Annotated in this window: 18 protein-coding genes; 11 read left to right on the forward strand and 7 right to left on the reverse strand. The window is 48.4% G+C overall.

The features are described from left to right. Positions 1 to 10: 10 nt before the first annotated feature. Positions 11 to 2,482 carry a prolyl oligopeptidase family serine peptidase gene (locus Q1A04_RS06095; protein WP_299702595.1) on the reverse strand — a complete coding sequence of 824 codons (2,472 nt, stop codon included), beginning with the start codon at positions 2,480 to 2,482 and terminating at the stop codon, positions 11 to 13. A 252-nt stretch (positions 2,483 to 2,734) separates the two neighbouring features. On the opposite strand from Q1A04_RS06095, the gene Q1A04_RS06100 reads away from it, so the two are divergent. Beyond that, the gene (locus Q1A04_RS06100) at positions 2,735 to 3,172 is read left to right on the forward strand and encodes a hypothetical protein (protein ID WP_299702598.1); all 438 of its coding nucleotides are present in this window, start codon (positions 2,735 to 2,737) and stop codon (positions 3,170 to 3,172) included. A 51-nt stretch (positions 3,173 to 3,223) separates the two neighbouring features. Then, positions 3,224 to 3,508, forward strand: coding sequence for a (2Fe-2S) ferredoxin domain-containing protein (locus tag Q1A04_RS06105; protein ID WP_299702601.1), 285 nt, complete (start codon positions 3,224 to 3,226; stop codon positions 3,506 to 3,508). A gap of 53 nt (positions 3,509 to 3,561) precedes the next feature. Here the strand turns inward: Q1A04_RS06105 and Q1A04_RS06110 are convergent, their stop codons facing one another. Both Q1A04_RS06110 and Q1A04_RS06115 read right to left on the reverse strand, forming a co-directional pair. Then, positions 3,562 to 4,092: a ferritin gene (locus tag Q1A04_RS06110; protein ID WP_299702604.1), complete on the reverse strand. Its 531-nt coding sequence runs from the start codon at positions 4,090 to 4,092 to the stop codon at positions 3,562 to 3,564. A gap of 187 nt (positions 4,093 to 4,279) precedes the next feature. Next, the gene (locus Q1A04_RS06115) at positions 4,280 to 4,663 is read right to left on the reverse strand and encodes a hypothetical protein (RefSeq protein ID WP_299702607.1); all 384 of its coding nucleotides are present in this window, start codon (positions 4,661 to 4,663) and stop codon (positions 4,280 to 4,282) included. A gap of 111 nt (positions 4,664 to 4,774) precedes the next feature. Between Q1A04_RS06115 and Q1A04_RS06120 the strand changes: the two genes are divergently transcribed. Next, positions 4,775 to 5,149 carry a cupin domain-containing protein gene (locus Q1A04_RS06120; protein WP_299702610.1) on the forward strand — a complete coding sequence of 125 codons (375 nt, stop codon included), beginning with the start codon at positions 4,775 to 4,777 and terminating at the stop codon, positions 5,147 to 5,149. A 15-nt stretch (positions 5,150 to 5,164) separates the two neighbouring features. Here Q1A04_RS06120 and Q1A04_RS06125 read toward each other — a convergent pair whose 3' ends face one another. The 3 genes from Q1A04_RS06125 to Q1A04_RS06135 form a co-directional block, all read right to left on the reverse strand. Further along, positions 5,165 to 6,196, reverse strand: a complete 1,032-nt coding sequence (locus tag Q1A04_RS06125; protein WP_299702613.1) for a hypothetical protein — start codon at positions 6,194 to 6,196, stop codon at positions 5,165 to 5,167. A gap of 195 nt (positions 6,197 to 6,391) precedes the next feature. After that, the gene (locus Q1A04_RS06130) at positions 6,392 to 7,129 is read right to left on the reverse strand and encodes a LytTR family DNA-binding domain-containing protein (RefSeq protein WP_299702616.1); all 738 of its coding nucleotides are present in this window, start codon (positions 7,127 to 7,129) and stop codon (positions 6,392 to 6,394) included. 11 nt (positions 7,130 to 7,140) lie between these two features. Then, the gene (locus Q1A04_RS06135; RefSeq protein ID WP_299702619.1) at positions 7,141 to 8,250 is read right to left on the reverse strand and encodes a histidine kinase; all 1,110 of its coding nucleotides are present in this window, start codon (positions 8,248 to 8,250) and stop codon (positions 7,141 to 7,143) included. A 377-nt stretch (positions 8,251 to 8,627) separates the two neighbouring features. On the opposite strand from Q1A04_RS06135, the gene Q1A04_RS06140 reads away from it, so the two are divergent. From Q1A04_RS06140 to Q1A04_RS06160, 5 genes are all read left to right on the forward strand, one after another. After that, complete coding sequence (locus Q1A04_RS06140; protein ID WP_299702622.1) at positions 8,628 to 9,119, forward strand: hypothetical protein; 492 nt, start codon at positions 8,628 to 8,630, stop codon at positions 9,117 to 9,119. A gap of 98 nt (positions 9,120 to 9,217) precedes the next feature. Next, entirely contained in the window at positions 9,218 to 9,808 is a 591-nt protein-coding gene (locus tag Q1A04_RS06145; protein WP_299702625.1) for a hypothetical protein, read from the forward strand. A 250-nt stretch (positions 9,809 to 10,058) separates the two neighbouring features. Beyond that, positions 10,059 to 10,394, forward strand: coding sequence for a hypothetical protein (locus tag Q1A04_RS06150; RefSeq protein ID WP_299702628.1), 336 nt, complete (start codon positions 10,059 to 10,061; stop codon positions 10,392 to 10,394). Between the two features lie 34 nt (positions 10,395 to 10,428). After that, positions 10,429 to 11,496, forward strand: a complete 1,068-nt coding sequence (locus Q1A04_RS06155) for a DUF5700 domain-containing putative Zn-dependent protease (protein WP_299702630.1) — start codon at positions 10,429 to 10,431, stop codon at positions 11,494 to 11,496. Between the two features lie 7 nt (positions 11,497 to 11,503). Beyond that, positions 11,504 to 11,935 (forward strand): hypothetical protein, encoded by a 432-nt coding sequence (locus Q1A04_RS06160; protein WP_299702633.1) that lies wholly within the window; start codon positions 11,504 to 11,506, stop codon positions 11,933 to 11,935. Positions 11,936 to 11,940: 5 nt separating this feature from the next. Here Q1A04_RS06160 and Q1A04_RS06165 read toward each other — a convergent pair whose 3' ends face one another. Beyond that, entirely contained in the window at positions 11,941 to 12,276 is a 336-nt protein-coding gene (locus tag Q1A04_RS06165) for an MGMT family protein (RefSeq protein ID WP_299702636.1), read from the reverse strand. A gap of 213 nt (positions 12,277 to 12,489) precedes the next feature. On the opposite strand from Q1A04_RS06165, the gene Q1A04_RS06170 reads away from it, so the two are divergent. The 3 genes from Q1A04_RS06170 (at position 12,490) to Q1A04_RS06180 (ending at position 18,148) form a co-directional block, all read left to right on the forward strand. Next, the gene (locus tag Q1A04_RS06170; RefSeq protein WP_299702638.1) at positions 12,490 to 13,578 is read left to right on the forward strand and encodes an efflux RND transporter periplasmic adaptor subunit; all 1,089 of its coding nucleotides are present in this window, start codon (positions 12,490 to 12,492) and stop codon (positions 13,576 to 13,578) included. A 75-nt stretch (positions 13,579 to 13,653) separates the two neighbouring features. Next, complete coding sequence (locus Q1A04_RS06175; protein ID WP_299702641.1) at positions 13,654 to 16,758, forward strand: efflux RND transporter permease subunit; 3,105 nt, start codon at positions 13,654 to 13,656, stop codon at positions 16,756 to 16,758. Between the two features lie 52 nt (positions 16,759 to 16,810). Continuing rightward, the gene (locus Q1A04_RS06180) at positions 16,811 to 18,148 is read left to right on the forward strand and encodes a TolC family protein (RefSeq protein ID WP_299702644.1); all 1,338 of its coding nucleotides are present in this window, start codon (positions 16,811 to 16,813) and stop codon (positions 18,146 to 18,148) included. Positions 18,149 to 18,212 lie beyond the last annotated feature (64 nt).

Genomic DNA, 18,212 nt, shown 5'->3' on the forward strand with positions numbered 1-18,212 from the left:
TGCTTACTGATTACTGAATTGCTCTGTTTTTCACGTAGGTGTTCAGCCAAGTATCCATTTCCCAGAGCATGTGCAGGATGGACTCGCGGGCGGCGTAACCGTGGCTCTCGTGCGGCAGAAATACCAGACGGGTAGTAGCACCGTGGCCTTTCAGGGCATTGTAGAAACGCTCACTCTGGATCGGGAAAGTACCGGAGTTATTATCGGCCTCACCGTGGATGAGCAGGATCGGAGTTTTTACTTTATGAGCAGCCGAGAAGGGTGACATGCGGTTGTATACCTCCGGCGCCTCCCAGTAGGTGCGTTCCTCCTGCTGGAAGCCAAACGGTGTGAGCGTACGGTTATAGGCTCCACTACGGGCTATACCTGCGGCAAACAGATCAGAGTGTGCCAATAGGTTGCCTGTCATAAAGGCTCCATAAGAGTGCCCTCCTACGGCGATGCGCTTCGGATCGGCTACCCCCATGCTTACTGTTTTGTCGATGGCGGCTTTGGCACTGGCTACCAGTTGCTCTACATAGGTATCATTTGGCTGAGCTTCCCCCTCCCCTACAATCGGGAAGTCAGTACGGTCGAGCACGGCGTAGCCTTGCGTTACCCAGAACAGCGGTGAACCAGAGCTGATACGCGTGAACTCGTAAGGCGAGCTTTTCACCTGACCGGCTGCGGCGGCGTTCTTAAACTCACGCGGGTAAGCCCACATCAGCATCGGCAATGGCCCGTCGCTTTTCTTATAATCCTTCGGCAGGTATAGCACAGCCGTCAGCTTCACGCCATCGTTGCGCTCATATTGTAGCAACTCCTTTTGTACGCCTTCTAATTGTGGGTATGGGTGCGGGAAGTTCGTCACCTGTGTCATGCGCTTCTTTTTCAGGTCGCGCACAAAGTAGTTCGGCACATCCTTCTCAGACTCACGGCGCGTAATAATGCGCTTGTTGTTGAGGTCGATGACATCCACCGGGCGCTCGTAGTAAGGAGCCTCGGAGCGGAACAGGATCTTTGCCTTCTTCGACTTGAGGTTGAATTCGCTCAGGAACGGACGGTTGCCCTCAGGTGAGCCGCCTTCGCTAATCATGTAGATGTTGTCGCCTTTCTTATCGGTCATCAGCACGCTTCGGCCATACTGGTTTTTGGTGTAAACCGGACTGCCCGGATCGCTGTAGCCGTCTTCGTAAGAGCGCTCTATTAATACAGTGCCGGCTTGCGCTGGTTTTGCAGGGTTAATCATCACCACACGCTCGGTACGAGTCTTCCAGAGGCGCTCGTTTAGTAGGGCCATGTTATCGTTACCCCATTGCACGCCACGATAACGGTACTTTGTACCCGCCAATTTAGCTGCTTTACCAGAAAAGGGAGCGTCGAGTGTAAACACCACATCACGCTCTTTCACGTCTTTGCTGGCGTCGCCGCCGTCTTGGGCCTCTACCCAATACAGCGTAGCTGCTTTATCAGGGCGCCAGTTATAGCTGCGTGGTCCTTTGGCCACATTATCGAAACCGATCGGAATATCCTCGGCCAAGGGCAGTTGGGCCAGCTGCTTCACCACCTTGCCGTCGCGGCTCCATACCTCTACATTGTAAGGGAAGTAATAATGCGGCACCAGATAGGAATAAGGCTTCTGGATCGTCTCCACGAGCAGGTACTGACCGTCCGGTGACACATCCGCACTCTTTATAATACCAGCCTGTCCCACGTTCTGCTTTTTCCCGTCCAAGGTCACCAGCTTCAATTGGGTCTGCATGTAGTAGTCGAACAACTGCTCGTCATACTTATTTTTGAGCAGGTCTTGGTAAGTGCGCGAAGGGTTCGCTTTGCCGATGTTCTGCTGAATGTTAGGGCCGGATGGTACAAGGTTGGCCTTGGGCATTTCTCCGCGCTTCTCATCCACAAACTTCACCAGCAGCGACCTGCTATCCGGCAACCATGAGAATGGACGGCCGCTGTAGGCGTCATTCAAGCTGGCCTCAGTAAGCTTTTTTGCCTGCCGGTCGGCTATACCTGCCACCCAGAGCTCAATGCCTTTGGCTGTTGTTATGGTAAAGGCAATCTGCTTCTCATCCGGTGACCAAGTTACATAGGAGATCTGCGCATTTTGCGGTATACCGGCCAGATGAAACTCCTGCCCGCCGTTCACCTGCTTTATTTTAATATTGTTGATAAATGAGGCGCGGCTGCCTCCATTTGTAGCAGGATTAATACGGAGGCCAGCCAAGCGACTCTCCGGCTGCGCCAGCTCCTCAATGCTGGGGTAGCCCGCTCGCTCGAGCAGCAGCATCCAGTCACCTTTGGAGTTGATACTCACACTCGGTGTGGAGGGCGCGTCAATAATTGAAGCCATCGCTTCAGGTGGGCGTTGATAGCCACTGGTAGCCTCCTTGCCACCTTGTGCAAACGCCGCTGGGGTGGGTGAGCCAGCCAGCAGCAACAGGCCAAGCAGCGAAGCGGTCAGCCGTTTTGCGGTTTTGACAGAGTTCAAATGCATTTCTTTTAAGGTTTAGGTTAGATGTGGAGTTAGATAGTATATCTAGAAAAAGGTTTAAGCGCGTATAGTTACTTAAATTGGCTTGAAAAAATGCTCCGCTTACACCTGCAATATTTCCTAAGTGCCTGCATAAGCACAGCATTGTAAATGCAAAATACATAAACCTTGCTTGGTTCTAGCAGTAAAGAACAAAACTAAAAACTAACTTTGCTGTAAATGAACTAGGGTAATTCTTGCTACTATTTTGATTAAATGAAAGTACAGGAACTGAAGTCGTCTACAGGCAAAACTTTTCTCACCATCCACTACGATGAGAAAAACCAATGGATTCACAACGATTGGTCTGGCTACGTATCGCCTGAGTACGTAATGCAAGGCAGCCTAGCGGTACTCGACGCCATTGAGAAGTACCGCGTTGCCTGCGGGCTGAACGACAACCGCCACCTAGTTGGCCGCTGGGACGAATCGGTGGACTGGATTGAGCAGGAATGGATACCCAAAGCTACTGCGGCCGGCCTGCGGCACTATGCCCATGTTGTTGACGCCGACACCTTCGCCGCCGCTTCTTCCGAGGATATGCTTACCCGTGTGCAGGATCGCTTCCAGATGCGTATCTTCCGCGATATAGATGAAGCCAAGGAATGGTTGGTGGCAAGCCACAGGGAAAGCAGCGACAACTCAGCATCTTGAAACTATTTAACAGCTTTTCCACTTTAAAGTGAAGCACCCTTAAACAATTACATGAGCAAAGGATTTAACGTACCTGATAAGGTCATTTATGTATGCACAGGCAGCAAGTGCAAGAAAAAAGGCGGCAAAGACATTGGCAAGACACTCCGCACCATGATCAAGGACATGGGTCTAAAGGGAAAGGTGGAAGTGGTGAAGACCGAATGCACCGACCGCTGCGACTTTGCCCCGGTCATGAGTTTCCAGCCCGACAATGTGTGGCTGCACCATACCACCGAGGAGCAGGCCAAGCAAACTTTTCAGGAGCATATTATCAACTCAGAAAAACAAGCATAAAAAAAGCCTTTGGAATTGCTCCAAAGGCTTTTTTTCTCAATCTACAATTAATCTTAATATGTATCCTCGTACGTGATCTTCGGCACTCTCTTGTCGATCTCGTACTGGCCGGTTCCCTCCTCGCCTATTACATCGAAAAGCTCAAGCGCACGACGGGCCACATACTCTTCCTCAATCTGCTCCTTCAGGAACCACTGAAGGAAGGTGAACGTCACAAAATCCTTCGTCTTCATGCACTTGTCAGCCATGCGGTTGAATGACTGCGTTACCGCGATCTCCTGCTGCAGCGCCTGCTCAAACACGCTTCTAAAAGAGTCAAACTCGATCTGAATGCCGGAGATGTCCGGGGATACGGCGCGACCTCCCATGTCAGACACGTATTTGAAGAGACGCAGCATGTGCTCACGCTCCTCGTCCGACTGCTTCTTGAAGTAGCCTGCGCTGAAGTCGAAGCCATTGCGGTCGCACCAAGCTGACATGGCTAGGTACATCGACGAAGCCTCAGCCTCCATCTTAATCTGCTCGTTGAGTACTCTTTCTATTTCTTCGGTAAGCGAAGTTCTTAACCTCAGTAAATCCTTCATAGGTATAGGGGGTGTTTTTCGTTCAAACTTTAGGCATACCCCATCTAGGGTATAATTCCTTTATTTCTACCATTAAGGTAAGTAGAATGTTGTGAAAAAGGATGGACTAATCGAAATATGGAAGAAGTCTAAATAAAGAAAGCACAGCTTTTAGGCTGTGCTTATGCCTATGACTTATGTTCGGCGACTAGGCTTCGAGCGGAGTCAGGCACTCGTGCAGCATGCGGTTGAGCTCCAGCGTGAACTTGGCACCAGCCAGCAAGTCGCGCAAAGCGTACAGGTCGGTCAGGCTCAGCACAAAGCAACGGTCGCAGCCGCAAACCGATACGATCTCGTAATCAGAAGAGCGGGACGGGTTAGCGGCCATCTGCTCCAAGTTGATGCTATCCACAGCTTGCTTTAAGCGCAGGAAAGTGTCAACTTTGAGTACATTCAGGTTACCGGCGAAGTGCAGCATCAGGCGGTTTTTGCGATCACACTGAAATACGGTTCCCACTTCGTTTGCGTAAATTTCTACCATTTCGGTGGCTGCTGTCATCTTCTCTCCGGGCTGTGCTGTAGCTGCTATCATGGTGCTGGCGCTTGTTGTCTTTTACTGAATGAGACAAAGGTAAGCTCTATTTAGAATCAGTCCAAATAAATTTAGATGATATTTATCACCCTACATTAAAACAGGTATACCATGACTCAGAAAATAGAAAAAGTGAATCTGGCAGAGAAGTTCGCCCAGATATCTGACCACTGGAATCCGCGCATCGCTGGCGAGTTGAATGGACAGCAGGTGAAGCTGGCTAAGTTTAAAGGCCCTTTTGACTGGCATCACCACGAGCAGGAGGATGAGTTGTTTCTGGTCGTGAAAGGTAGTTTTGATATGGAGTTCCGGGATAAGACAATCACTGTGCACCCGGGTGAGTTCCTGATCGTGCCGCGCGGTGTGGAGCACCGCCCTGTAGCGCATGAAGAGGCCGAAGTACTGCTTTTTGAGCCCTCCACTACGGTTAATACCGGCAACCTGACCGACAGCGAGCGCACCCGCACCAATCTGGAGCGCCTGTAGCGGCAGGTATAGCCTCTACTTGATCTTCGCTTTCTTCATTATCGTTTTGAGGTTGAGCCTAACCAAGTCGCCCATATTGGTGCAGGACAGAAAAGCATCGGATTTATGGTGCTGGGCCAGATCTTTCTTCAGTTGCTCGATCTTTTCAGGAGTAGAAATGGTATCCTTGCGCATGCAATCGATCAGGTCTTTAAGGCGGTAGCGGGCCGTGCGCAGGCGCCGGAAGATGAGGGTGCGCTCCTCGTTCTGGTACTGCTTCACGGTTTCGGGCTTGAGTAGGTTGATTACCAGTTCCACGATCACGTTGTTGTCTTTGAAGAACTGCGGCAGGTACATCGATTTGCGCCCTTCATAAGACTGCTGATCGAAGTCGATGGGCCGCACCCTGTACTGCTCGTCCTCAAAGTCCGGCGTGATGTCGATCACATAGTTATAGGAGCGCATATCGCCGAGCAGCCGCACAAAACAGCGCTCGTTAAACTTCACAAACTCCTTTGCAATGCGCACCTTGTTCGTGCTCGGTCTGTTGAGGTAGTCTTTTATAAAAATGTCGCCGGGTATACCGGCGATGTGCTCCTCTATCAGCGTATCGCCATCCACGAGATAGTTAATGCGGTTTGGCGACAGAATATACTCCAGTTCCAGCCCGTAGATGCGCGAGGCATCGGCCCGCTTCACATAAAAGTAGTCGTAGTTGTCGTTGAGCTGGTTCATGATCTGCACCCGGAAAGGATTGGAGTTGCCGAAGGTACAGTAATCGACCCGCGACACGTACAGGTGCTCCATTACTGACATGTCCCCGTCTGTTTTGAGTAAAGCGTAGATCTCGGTGAGCCCCTTATTCAGTTCCGCCTGCGCTTGCTGGTCAAACATGATTGTCTCCCAGAGCGTGTCGTGTCCCTTTTTATCGTAGTAAGGGAATGCGTCGGTATAATGGATCAGGTCTTCATACCGCACCGGCAGCTTGGTCTCACGATCATACTCGTGCAAGTAAGCCCGCAAGCAATCAGCAATCGGGTAAAACTGCTTCTTTTTAGAGATTTCCACTTATGTGAATGAATAGTGAGTAATGAATAATCAGGGAAGAAGGTATATACACTCTAGGGACTTATACCTTAAACCTGCCACTCAAGTTAAAATAATAAATCAGATTAAATGCTCTTGTCTATTCACTTCACATCCTATCCCAATTACTTATTCTTCATTATTCATTACTCATTCCTAGAAACTACTTCCTAGAAACTACGATTCTAAAAGGTTGTTCTGTCCCAGCACCTGCAGCACCTCGTTTTTGTAGAGGCGGCCGATCGGGATTTCGGTTTTGCCGATGTCTACGGCAGTGGCGGAGAAGGCCTGTACCTTGTCGAGGGAGATGATGAAAGAGCGGTGAATGCGCAGGAACTTGTCGGTGGGCAGCTTCTCCTCTAGGAAAGAGATTTTCTGGTAGGAGATGATCTCCTTTGTGTCGGTTTTCACCCGAATATAGTCTTTCAGGCTTTCGATGTAGAGGATGTCCGACAGCATCACCTTCACCATCTTCTTATCAGCCTTCAGGTAGATGAAGGCCTCTTTGTAGTCCGGCTCTGAGGTTGTGATTGCGGCAGTGTAAGGTAAAACAGGCTTGGATTCGCTGGGCATTACTTTGGCCACGGCTTTGAGGAAACGCTCAAACGAAATAGGCTTTAGCAGATAGTCCACCGCGTTCAGCTCATAGCTGTCGACGGCGTAGTCGCGGTAGGCGGTGGTAAAGATGACCTTTGGCGGGTTAGGGATCGTTTTGAGAAACTCTATACCTGTGAGCTTAGGCATCTGTATGTCCAGAAAGATAAGATCGATGTGCTCGGACTGCAAGCAGGTATAGGCCTCCACGGCATTGCTGCAACGGCACACTAGTTCCAAGTTGTCGAGGCGCTCAACAAAGGTCTCCAGTACGTCCAGAGCCAGTGGCTCGTCATCCACAATCATGCATCGTAATTTCATCTTATCACTTTTTAGTCTTGACCCAATTCTAATTCCAGTCGCACGGCATAGCTCTCCGGCTCGTCTTCTACCTCTAGGCTATACCTCCCTTCGTAGAGCAACTCGAGGCGGCGCTGCACATTTTTCAGCCCGATGCCAGAAGCAAAGTCGCGGTTACTGGCGCTTGCCTGTTCGCCACACTTGCAGTTCTCGACTAGTACTACCAACTTCTCGCCTTGCACCTTCACATCCACCCTGATCCAAGCATTCTCTGTTTCGGTACTCACGCCGTGCTTAAATGCATTCTCCACGAAAGGCAGCAACATCATGGGCGCTATCTGCTTGCCGGTTATGTCGCCTGTGGCATTGTAGGTAATATCCACGCGATCGCCGTAGCGGATGCGCTCCAGCGCGATGTAGTTCTGTATGTAGTTCAGCTCCTTTTCGAGAGCCACCTTGGCGGCGGCTGCGTCGTAGAGCATGTAGTCCATCAGCCCCGACAGTTTTAACACCACCTCAGGCGCTTTTTCGGCCTTGCGGAGTGTGAGCGAGTAAAGGCTGTTGAGTGTATTGAAAAGGAAATGCGGATGGATCTGCCCTTTGAGGAATTTCAGCTCTGCCTCAAGCTTGTCTTGGGCCAGCGACTGCGTAGACTGCTGATGGCTATACCAGTTTTTGAGCAGGTAGATAGCCGCTGTGATGGACACCAGATAACCCAGATTTAAAATGTTTCGCACAAAGCGATACAGTGTCAGGTTGTCTTCGGTACAGGTAGTAGGGCAAATGAGCGGGTGGATCAGCAAAGGCATGAGCACAAACTGCATGAGCGTACCAATGGCCATCATCATCAGGAGCAGGTATATGGCAAACTCCAGATAGCGCTTCTGCAGGAGGTACTGCGGCATGAGGAAGTACATGTTGAAGTACACCAGCGTCATCTTGAAGGGCAGCTCGATGAGCTCGATCATGAAGGCGTTGTAGTAGTCGTCGATGTAGCTGCCGTACAGCAAGCCGAAAAAGCAGACATACCCCGCCCAGAAGAGCAGGTGCAACACCAGTCTGTTCTGGGTGATGTTCCGGAGGTCAGGCAAACTCCACGTCCTTACCTCCAGTTCCCGCTCTGCATCTATTTTTGCTTCCATCTTACAAAGGTACGCTTTCTGTGTTTCAAGTCATTAGGCAGCAAGCGGTTTTAGACGAGCGGCTATACCTGCCGTCCAAAGCGCAGCTGCTATACCTTGTACAGTCTTCGGAGGGCTATACCTGTTAGTGGACTGGTCTCAGAATCACTTGTCGACAGGGTTTCATAAGCGTGGTGAAAGGCATTTCCATTAAGGTGTGCCTTTTTCTTTTTAGAGACACAAGATATATTAGAATTATCTATATATTAGTGCATTGCTATGTTATTTGGAAGCGAAAAGGCTGAAATTTGCTATAGCAGCACTTCGTATATAGTACTAATAGCCGTATGATCACTCTTTCGAGGTAGTTAGCATGTAAGCAAATTATAGAATCTAAAATGGAATTAACAATTGGTTCTTGGTATAATGAACCTGATTACAGCTTTGATTTCTCTTACAGGATTGAAAAGTTCATCAGGCAGGTAATGAAACAATGTATCATGAAACCACTCGGATTGTTAGAAAGCTATCCAGATAAGTTTTTACACCTTCAAGTAACTACAACCTCTACACAAGAAACCTTAGAAGTTAAAATGGGACCTTTTAAGGCAAAAGCAAATTCAATTAACTGTGGATTGTGGTTTCCATATCAAACAATTGTGGACTCTGAAAACCCATTGGAAGCCTATGTAGAATGCTACATTAAATCCATTCCTTTGGTATTCCAACGTTGGGGAGTGACAGACCAGCAAAGCGAAGAAGCTGCAAAAATGATTCGGGCAGAAATAATAGGCAACCCATATTACGAATTGACCCAAGAAGAGAAAGACGAGCTTGAAGAAGAAAGAAGGTCAACTGAAAATATTTTAAAAGAATCAGGACTTGAGTAAAAGCTCGAATGCTAACCACACCCATAAGCCAGCTACGCCGCCTTATGGCCAAGTCCGTTGTGCTAAATTAAATGATAAATAAGTTTAAAGATCAAACTATGAAAATTTACAATCTCTTTTACTTATTACTTTGTCTCCATTTACTTGTCAGCTGTGATATGGAGGAAGCCAAGCCGGTTGATTCTTACACGAATGGCTATATTAATGTTACTATAAACAATTCCCAAAAGTCTTTTGCTTATCAACCTGTAAAAGATTGCTACCCAAATGCGAAAATTGATAAAGAAGGCTATAATAGATATAAGCTAATCGGAGATTTCCCTCAACTAACACTTTCCAGATTAGAAAGAAATTTATTAGTAGAACAACAGTCTTCCGGAGATTTTATTCACCTTTCATTTGGGGGGATTGACATAGAAAATTTAACTCTCCCATATCATGTTGAATACGACATGAATAATCCCCAAAGTTATGCCCAAGTCCAGCTTAGGACATTGAAAAATCATGCATATAATAATTACGTAGGCCTTACACGGTATGAAAAAAAAGATATCGAGGTTATTATAACCTCAATTAATAAAGAGGAGCGTCGCATCAAAGGAACCTTTAGCGGGAATGTCATAAATCCTGAAACAGATGAAGTCCTTGAACTTAAAGAAGGAAGCTTTGATGTTAAATATAATCAATAACAACAACCCTGAGACCTAGTTAGCAACTTCATAGTATTTCAAATCTTCTTTGACATTTTGTAATAATTGAAAAAATAACCACACATGACATTGTGCAAACGTCAGCCTCGGCCGATGGCCTAGCCCTTCATTTGTACGAGTCCGTTAATGAAGACAAAGCCTCATATTGGGACAATTTTGAGTGATTACATTTTTGAATAACTACATTACGAACACCTTATACAAAGTGTATGCTAGCTTAAGCTATAAGATGTTCTTCTTCTGGATCATACCAATAGCTAATGCCTTATTGGCTTTGATTCATTATACATCTTCAAATAAAGCATTTCTTTTAACTGATTTCGTCTGGGAAACATTTATAATCATGATAAACCCTTATCTTATTGGGGCAATATGGCTAATACTTTACGCCCTATGGAAAGGCTCAATTAAGGCAAAAGGACAAGTAATGTCTTTAGAAAAAGGAAATCAATCTCCTCTAGCTGGTATTATAGATTTTGAGAAAGTTAATCCGGAGAATTATATGAAGACTGTTTTTCTTGCTTGGTCACTTCAACTAGCATTTCTCATAACTAAGATCATTTAGATTAGCTGAACAATACCCTAACCTTAATCCTCACATGAAAACACTCTTTACCCTTCTTATCTCCCTCATCTTCGCCCATTTCCTACAGGCACAAACGATAGACGCCACAGCAGCGACCCGCTACTTCGAACTGACCGACAGCCTCCGCCAAGGCAGGCCCGTTAGCGACGAGCTATGGAAAAGCTTCCTCAGTCTGGAAGGCAACAGCCAGTACATACAGAACCAAGCCTATTCGGAGAAGTACCTCAACCGCTTCCGGAAAGACTTGGAAGTGGTGTACATGCCACAGTACGACAGCCTTCTGCAAGAGCGCCTGAAGGACCCGCGACAACACTACAACACCTACCTGATTCACTTCTACAAAGCCAACGAACCGCAGTTGCGGGAGTACCTGCAAAAGATACTCGATGACCGGGAAGCTTACCTTGCTTCGCTCTATAAGGAGACTTATTCCATGCTGCCAAAACGCATGCACCGCACCAAACCGGAAGCTACGCTGTACTTCAACGCGCTGGGCAACGATGCCGTGGCCAACCAAGGGAACTTGGTGCTGACCCTTTGGGGAACATATGTGTATGACAGAGAGAAGTACGGTATATTGGGTGGGCATGAGCTACACCACATTGTTAGCAAACAGAAGAAGTATGCAGTGGCGGAGAAAGATGAAAGCCTGCTGATGATGCTACAACTCCTGTTGAACGAAGGTCCACCCGACCTGATTGACAAGCGCTATACAATGGCGGAAAGCGTGCCCGAGGATATGCGTTTCGGGGGTTACATGCTGCAGCTCGGCGAACAGCAGCTCCCGAAGGTGGACGAAGCCATACGCGAGATGGCGGCAGGCACCAAAACCTACAGCAGCAAAGAGCTGAAACAGCAGGTGATTGGCATGAGCGGACACATCCCTGGCTTCTACATGGCCGATGTAATAGAACGCAACGGCCTGAAAAAGAAGCTCGTCGCCAACATCGACAATCCTTTCCAGTTCATTTATCTTTACAACAAAGCTGCTAAAAAAGACAAGGCTAAACCTATGCAGTTCTCAAAAGAGGCAATTGCCTATCTGAAACTAGTTGAATCAAACGCAAAAGCAAAAAACTAACCTCTACATGAAAAAGCTTAATCTTTTACTCCTCCTGCTCCTACCCTTTTTGTTTGCCTGTAATGACGAGTGCGAAGGAATAGACTGTCTCTCAGAAGATGCTTTTGCCTTTACCATAAAATCGGCGGAAACAGGGGAAGACCTGCTGTTTGGCAATAACGCTACGCTTGAGCAGGGCGATGTAGAGGTATACTATATGCAGAACGGCACGAAGCAGCCTGCTCAAATCCGGTTTGAGACAGACCAAGTGGTAGTGGCTATCAACCCGGAAGTAACGGCGTACTATATCACGGCATTAGATCAGACCGATGCGCTCAATTTCGCCATCTCCAACTCCGGTCCATCAGAGTGCTGCCCAAGAACTCAGGCAATAGAGCAAATAACGGTTAACAACCAATCCGTACCCAGTGACAGCTGGCCGATAATCCTAACCAGATAAGTTGCTCACATCAGTTCCTTCGCCGGATCCCAAAACTGCTTATCAAAATCTACCACTTGGTCGTTTTCAACCTTTACCCCCTCCTGCTTCAATCGCTCCTGCATGGCGTTAGATGCTTCGAAGTGCTGCTTGCCCGTGAGCATACCCACCCGGTTCACCACTCGGTGCGCCGGTATGTTGGTGAAAGGCTGTGAGGCGATCAGCGCCCAACCCACCATGCGCGCAGAGCCCTTAGAGCCGAGGTAGCTGGCAATGGCCCCGTAGGAAGTTACTCGCCCCTCCGGAATCAGCTTTACCACCTCATACACGTCCTCAAAAAAATTCTTCTTGCTGTCGCTCATGCGTTTGTTGATTTTATTTTAACCTGTTTTAAACCTCTAAAGCTGTTGTTTGTCTTACTGAAGTACCTATTGGTAGAGTAAGCCTCCCGAAAGTTTCCTTATGCAGAAGTAAGCTCGTAAATTTAAGCGATCTTCTCCATTTTAAATCTTCTTGGAGCATGCTGGAATTTATAACTTTGAGATTAAATTATCTTAATTGAAGTTTAAACATAAATGAATAAAACTGTTAAAACAATCCTTCTCTTGGTGGTAGCCGCCGCTGTTAGTTACCTGCTGTATAATAAGGTGTTTACTGGCAATGATGAAGTAAAAGCAGCTGGCCCTGCTGGCGGACCAATGGCCCAGAAAGTAGCGGTAGACGTATTTGTTGTATCTGCCACTGCTTTCCAGAATAGGATTACGTCAACTGGCTCCGTTATACCTAACGAGGATGTAGAACTGCGAAGCGAGATTTCTGGCCGTGTGACGGCTATCAACTTCAAGGAAGGCAGCCAAGTAAAGAAAGGACAGTTGCTTATGACAGTTAATGACGCCGACTTACGCGCCCAACTTGCAAAACTGCAGTCTAACCAGAAGCTGTACCGCGATATGGAAGAGCGCCAGCGCACCCTGCTTGAGAAAGACTATATCAGCCGACAGGAGTACGATCAAGTGAGCAACCAACTCGCTACCGCGACCGCTGACATTCAGGCATTAAGGGCCACATTGGACAAAGCCTATGTACGCGCCCCTTTCGACGGCATCATCGGATTGCGACAGGTAAGCGAAGGGAGCTATGTGACTCCTACCTCTCCTGTTGCCCGTATAGTAGATATCACGCCCGTTAAGATAGACTTTACCATCCCCGGAAGGTACAGCCAGTCCGTAAAAGTGGGTGACAAGATTCATTTTACATCTGAAGGTACTGCAGAAAGGTATGAGGCCTCTATCTATGCCATCCAACCGAACATAGACCCCACAACCCGCACCCTGCAGCTGCGTGCTATGTATGCCAACAGCAACCAAGAGATAAAGCCGGGCGCTTTCGTGAGAGTAGAGCTCAGCCTAGAGGATATGGACGAGGCGATACTTATCCCAACAGAGTCTATCATACCGGAGGCTACGGGCCACAAGATTTTCTTGGCGAAAGGCGGTAAAGCACAGCCTAAAATGGTGAAGATAGGACAGCGCTCCGAAACTATGATTCAGATTATAGAAGGAGTTGAACCCGGCGATACGATTATCAGCTCAGGTATATTGCAGGCACGCCCCGGTTCTGATTTGAGTATCAGAAGAGTTACAACGTCTGAAGTATCGCAGTAGCACCCAAACAAGTCCCTTTGCCAGCTAAAAGGGAGGGAATTGTTCGGTCTATTGGTCTATTTAGTATAAGTTTATATGGCTAGTTTATCAAATATAAGTATAAGACGCCCGGTGCTCGCGATCGTGATGAGTATTACGATTATCGTATTCGGGGTCATAGGCATCACCTACTTGGGAGTTCGAGAATACCCGAGCGTTGACCCGCCGATCGTAAACGTATCCACAAGTTACGCCGGGGCCAACGCTGAAACGATAGAGTCTGAGATCACGGAACCGCTCGAAGAGTCTATTAACGGTATAGCCGGTATACGTACACTTACCTCGTCGAGCAGCGAGGGCAGCAGTAACATTACGGTGGAGTTTACCCTTGATGTCGACCTTGAAGCCGCCGCCAACGATGTGCGTGACCGCGTATCCAGAGCGCAGCGGAGACTTCCCGAAGATGCGGAGCCTCCCACTGTTTCTAAGGCAGACGCTGATGCAAACCCCATAATTTTCCTAGGTATAAGAAGCGAAACCCGCTCCCTGTTGGATTTGTCCGACATTGGCGCCAACGTGTTTAAGGAGCAGCTCCAAACCATACCCGGCGTAAGCTCTATCCAGATCTGGGGTGACAAGCGCTACTCTATGCGCCTCTGGATGGACCCGGATAAATTATCCGCGCTGCGGGTTACGCCGCTTGAGGTGCGTGATGCGCTGGCCAGACAAAACGTGGAGCTTCCTTCCGGTAGCATTGAGGGTGCCACGACAGAGCTCTCTGTAAGAACCATGGGCCGCATTTCCACGCCCGAAGAATTTAACAACCTCGTTGTAAGGGAAGACGCAAACCGACTTATCCGTTTCCGTGACATAGGCTATGCCCAACTGGCCCCGGAAAACGAGAAGACCGTACTCCGCTATAACGGCATACCGATGGTCGGCGTCGTGATTATACCACAGCCAGGCACAAACCAAGTCGAGATTGCGGATGAGTTCTACGCCCGTCTGGAGCACATTAAAAAAGACATTCCAGAAGACTTGGAGCTTACCATCGGTTTTGACAACTCCCAGTATGTAAGAGCCTCCATCGCTGAAGTAAAAGAGACCATTTTCGTAGCCTTCGGCCTCGTAGTAGTTATTATATTCCTGTTCCTGCGTGACTGGCGCTCCACCATTATTCCGGTGGTAGCAATCCCTGTATCGTTGATCGGCGCCTTCTTTATTATGTATGTGATGGATTTCTCCATTAACGTACTGACGCTTCTCGGTATCGTGCTTGCCATTGGTCTGGTGGTGGATGATGCCATTGTAATGCTTGAGAACATATACTCCCGCATAGAGGATGGGCAGGAGCCTATGAAAGCCGCCAAAAAGGGAGCCTCAGAAATATACTTTGCCATCATTTCCACTACCATCGCCTTGGCAGCCGTATTTATGCCAGTTGCCTTCCTCGAAGATACGACAGGTCGCCTTTTCCGTGAATTTGGTATTGTGGTAGCAGGAGCGGTGATTATCTCATCCTTCGTATCCCTGACACTTACCCCCATGATGGCTTCCCGCATGCTGAAGCACCGGGACAGACCAAACTGGTTTTACAGAAAAACAGAGCCATTCTTCACCGCGCTAACAGATGGATACAGAGGAAGCCTCGAAAGCTTCATGCGTTTCCGCTGGGTTGCGTTCGTTCTCATTTTCTTGTCCGCGGGAGTTATCTGGTGGCAGTTCTCAACGCTGCAGTCTGAGTTAACGCCGGATGAAGACAGGGGCGGTCTGCGTATACAGACAACAGGTCCAGAGGGAGCCTCCTTCGAGTTTATGGACCGGTACATGAGTGAGCTCTCCGCATTGGTGAATGACTCTGTCAGTGGCATCAACAGCATGACCACCATGACTCGAAACTCTAACTCCGGTTTCATTCGTCTGCGTTTGGTAGAAAAGGATAAACGCGATAAATCACAGCAGGAGATTGTGGATGACCTGCCGCGATTACTCAACCAAGTACCAGGGGCAAGGGCTTTTGCCTCCGGAGACAAAGGCTTGGGTGGTGGACGTGGTGCCGGACAACCCGTACAGTATGTGGTGCAGGCGCAGAGCATGGCCAAACTGCGTGAGATCATCCCTCCTTTCTTGGAAGCGGCCCGTCAGGATCCCACCTTCAACTTCGTGGATGTGAACCTGAAATTCAACAAGCCTGAGCTGCGTGTCGAAATTGACCGTGAAAAAGCCGTATCGATGGGTGTGAGTGTGCGTGACGTAGCCCAGACCATGCAGCTGGGCCTTAGCGGACAGCGTTTTGGATACTTTGTAAGAGGCGGAAAGCAGTATCAAATCCTAGGGCAAGTGGCACGTGAAAACCGCAGCGAACCCCTTGATTTGCGTAGCCTCTATGTGAAGAACAACAGCGGTCAGCTCATCCAACTTGACAACCTGATTGAACTGAAAGAGGAAAGCTCCTCTCCACAGATCTACCGTTTTAACCGCTTTGCATCCGCCACCTTTAGCGCAACACTTACTAAAGGCAATACCATAGGCGATGGTATAGAGGCCATGGACGTCATCGCGAAAGATGTGTTGGATGAGACATTCCAGACATCGCTGACCGGCCAGTCAAGGGATTTCCAAGAGAGCTCCGGCAGTTTGATGTTCGCTTTCCTGCTAGCTTTGGGACTCATATACCTAGCTTTGGCAGCCCAGTTCGAAAGCTTTAGAGACCCAATCATCATCATGTTTACGGTACCGCTCGCACTCGCCGGCGCCCTGTTGAGTTTGTGGTACTTTGACCAAACGCTTAACATCTTTAGCCAAATCGGTATGATCATGCTGGTAGGTCTGGTTACCAAGAACGGTATCCTGCTCGTGGAATTCGCCAATCAGAAAAAAGAACAGGGGCTTAGCAAACTGGAGGCTGCCAAAGAAGCCGCCGTATCCCGCTTCCGCCCTATTCTGATGACGAGTTTATCAACCATATTGGGTACACTGCCAATTGCGCTGGCCCTAGGAGCCGGTTCAGAAAGCCGTACGTCCATGGGTATAGCCGTGGTAGGCGGTCTTATCTTTGCAACTGGCCTGACTTTGTATATCATCCCTGCCGTTTATTCTTTCTTCTCCTCTGCTGAGGCAAATGTAGCCATGATGGAAGAAAAGGAGGAGAAACAAGAGAAAGTGCATACGCAGGAGAGAGAGCCCGCTTACAGCAAGTAAAATTTAAAATCTAACCTTGAAGCTAAGATTTAGAACTTTGCATTATAACATAATGTCCCCACTAAAAGCCGCAGCGCTACTCCTTATCGGAGTAGCGCTGCTCTTCCCTACCAAACTCGCAGCACAGGAGAAATTATCTTTAGAAGAGGCTATTCGCATAGGTCTGCAAAACAACTACGATATCCAAATTGCGGGCAGGCAAGAGGCCATCACAAAGAATAACGTTACACTCGGCAATGCCGGCTTTTTGCCTAACATTGAGGCGAGAGGGGCCCGTACCTTTAGTGAGAACAATTCCAGACAGTCGTTTCAGTCAGGACCTGACCGTACGCGTGACGGTGCCAGTTCCAATAACATCAACTCAAGCGTAAACCTGAACTGGACCATTTTCGATGGAATGGGCATGTTCATTAACTATGAACGCCTGAAAGCCTTGGAAAAAACCGGAAAACTGCTCACCCGTGAAACAGTCCAGAATACTATGGCGGCCATATTCGACAACTATTTTGAGGTGGTGCGTCAGTCAAAGAAAATACAGGCGATACAAGACGCCATAGGTATATCTGAAGCGCGTGTAGAAATAGCGCAGGCGCAGTATGAGGTTGGCGTTAGTGCCAAGGTTGAGATTTTACGTGCCCAAGTAGATTACAATGCGGACCGCTCTGAGTTGCTCATCCAGCAGGAGGCACTGCAAAATGCGAAAATCAATCTGAACCAACTGCTTAGCAGAGACCCGGATATTGACTTTACGGTGACAGACTCTATTGTAGTCAACCCCAACATTACCTATGGGAATGCAGACACAGGCATGTTCGCTGACAACCCACTCCTGCAACGCCTGCGGGTTAGCCGAGAAATCGCAAACTTAGACATAAAGGCCGTACGCGCTAGCCGCTTTCCTGTGATAGGAGTAACGAGCGCCTATAATTTCAGCAGGTCAGAGAATGAGCCCCTTAACGAATTCTCTCCTTTGTTTAACCAAAACCGGGGGTATAACTACGGCCTCACCGTTAGCCTACCTATTTTTAACGGTTTTAACATCAACAGGCTGGCTCAGAATGCCCGCATCAACCTAGCATCAGCGGACTTGGAATATCAGCGAGAACAAAACCGCTTAGAAGCCGCTCTGGCCAGAGCCTATAGCCAGTATGCTAACCGCCTGCAGCTACTGGAGCTTGAAGAAACAAATCTTACACTGGCTCAGGAGAATGCTGAGATCGCGTTGGAGCGTTATCGACTCGGTCTGTTAACAGCCATTGAGCTACGGGAAGCGCAGCGAAACCAGCTTGTGGCTGAAAACCGTTTGATTGACATACAGTATCAGGCAAAAGCCGCAGAAACCGAACTCAAGCGCATCAGCAGCACCCTGCTTCAGGAGACTGCCCAGTAGCGGCGCGACAACACTCTTATATCTAGATTCACACAAAAGTATAGCCTAACAGCTATACTTTTGT

This window comes from uncultured Pontibacter sp., from assembly GCF_947499215.1.
In the GTDB taxonomy this organism is placed as follows: domain Bacteria; phylum Bacteroidota; class Bacteroidia; order Cytophagales; family Hymenobacteraceae; genus Pontibacter.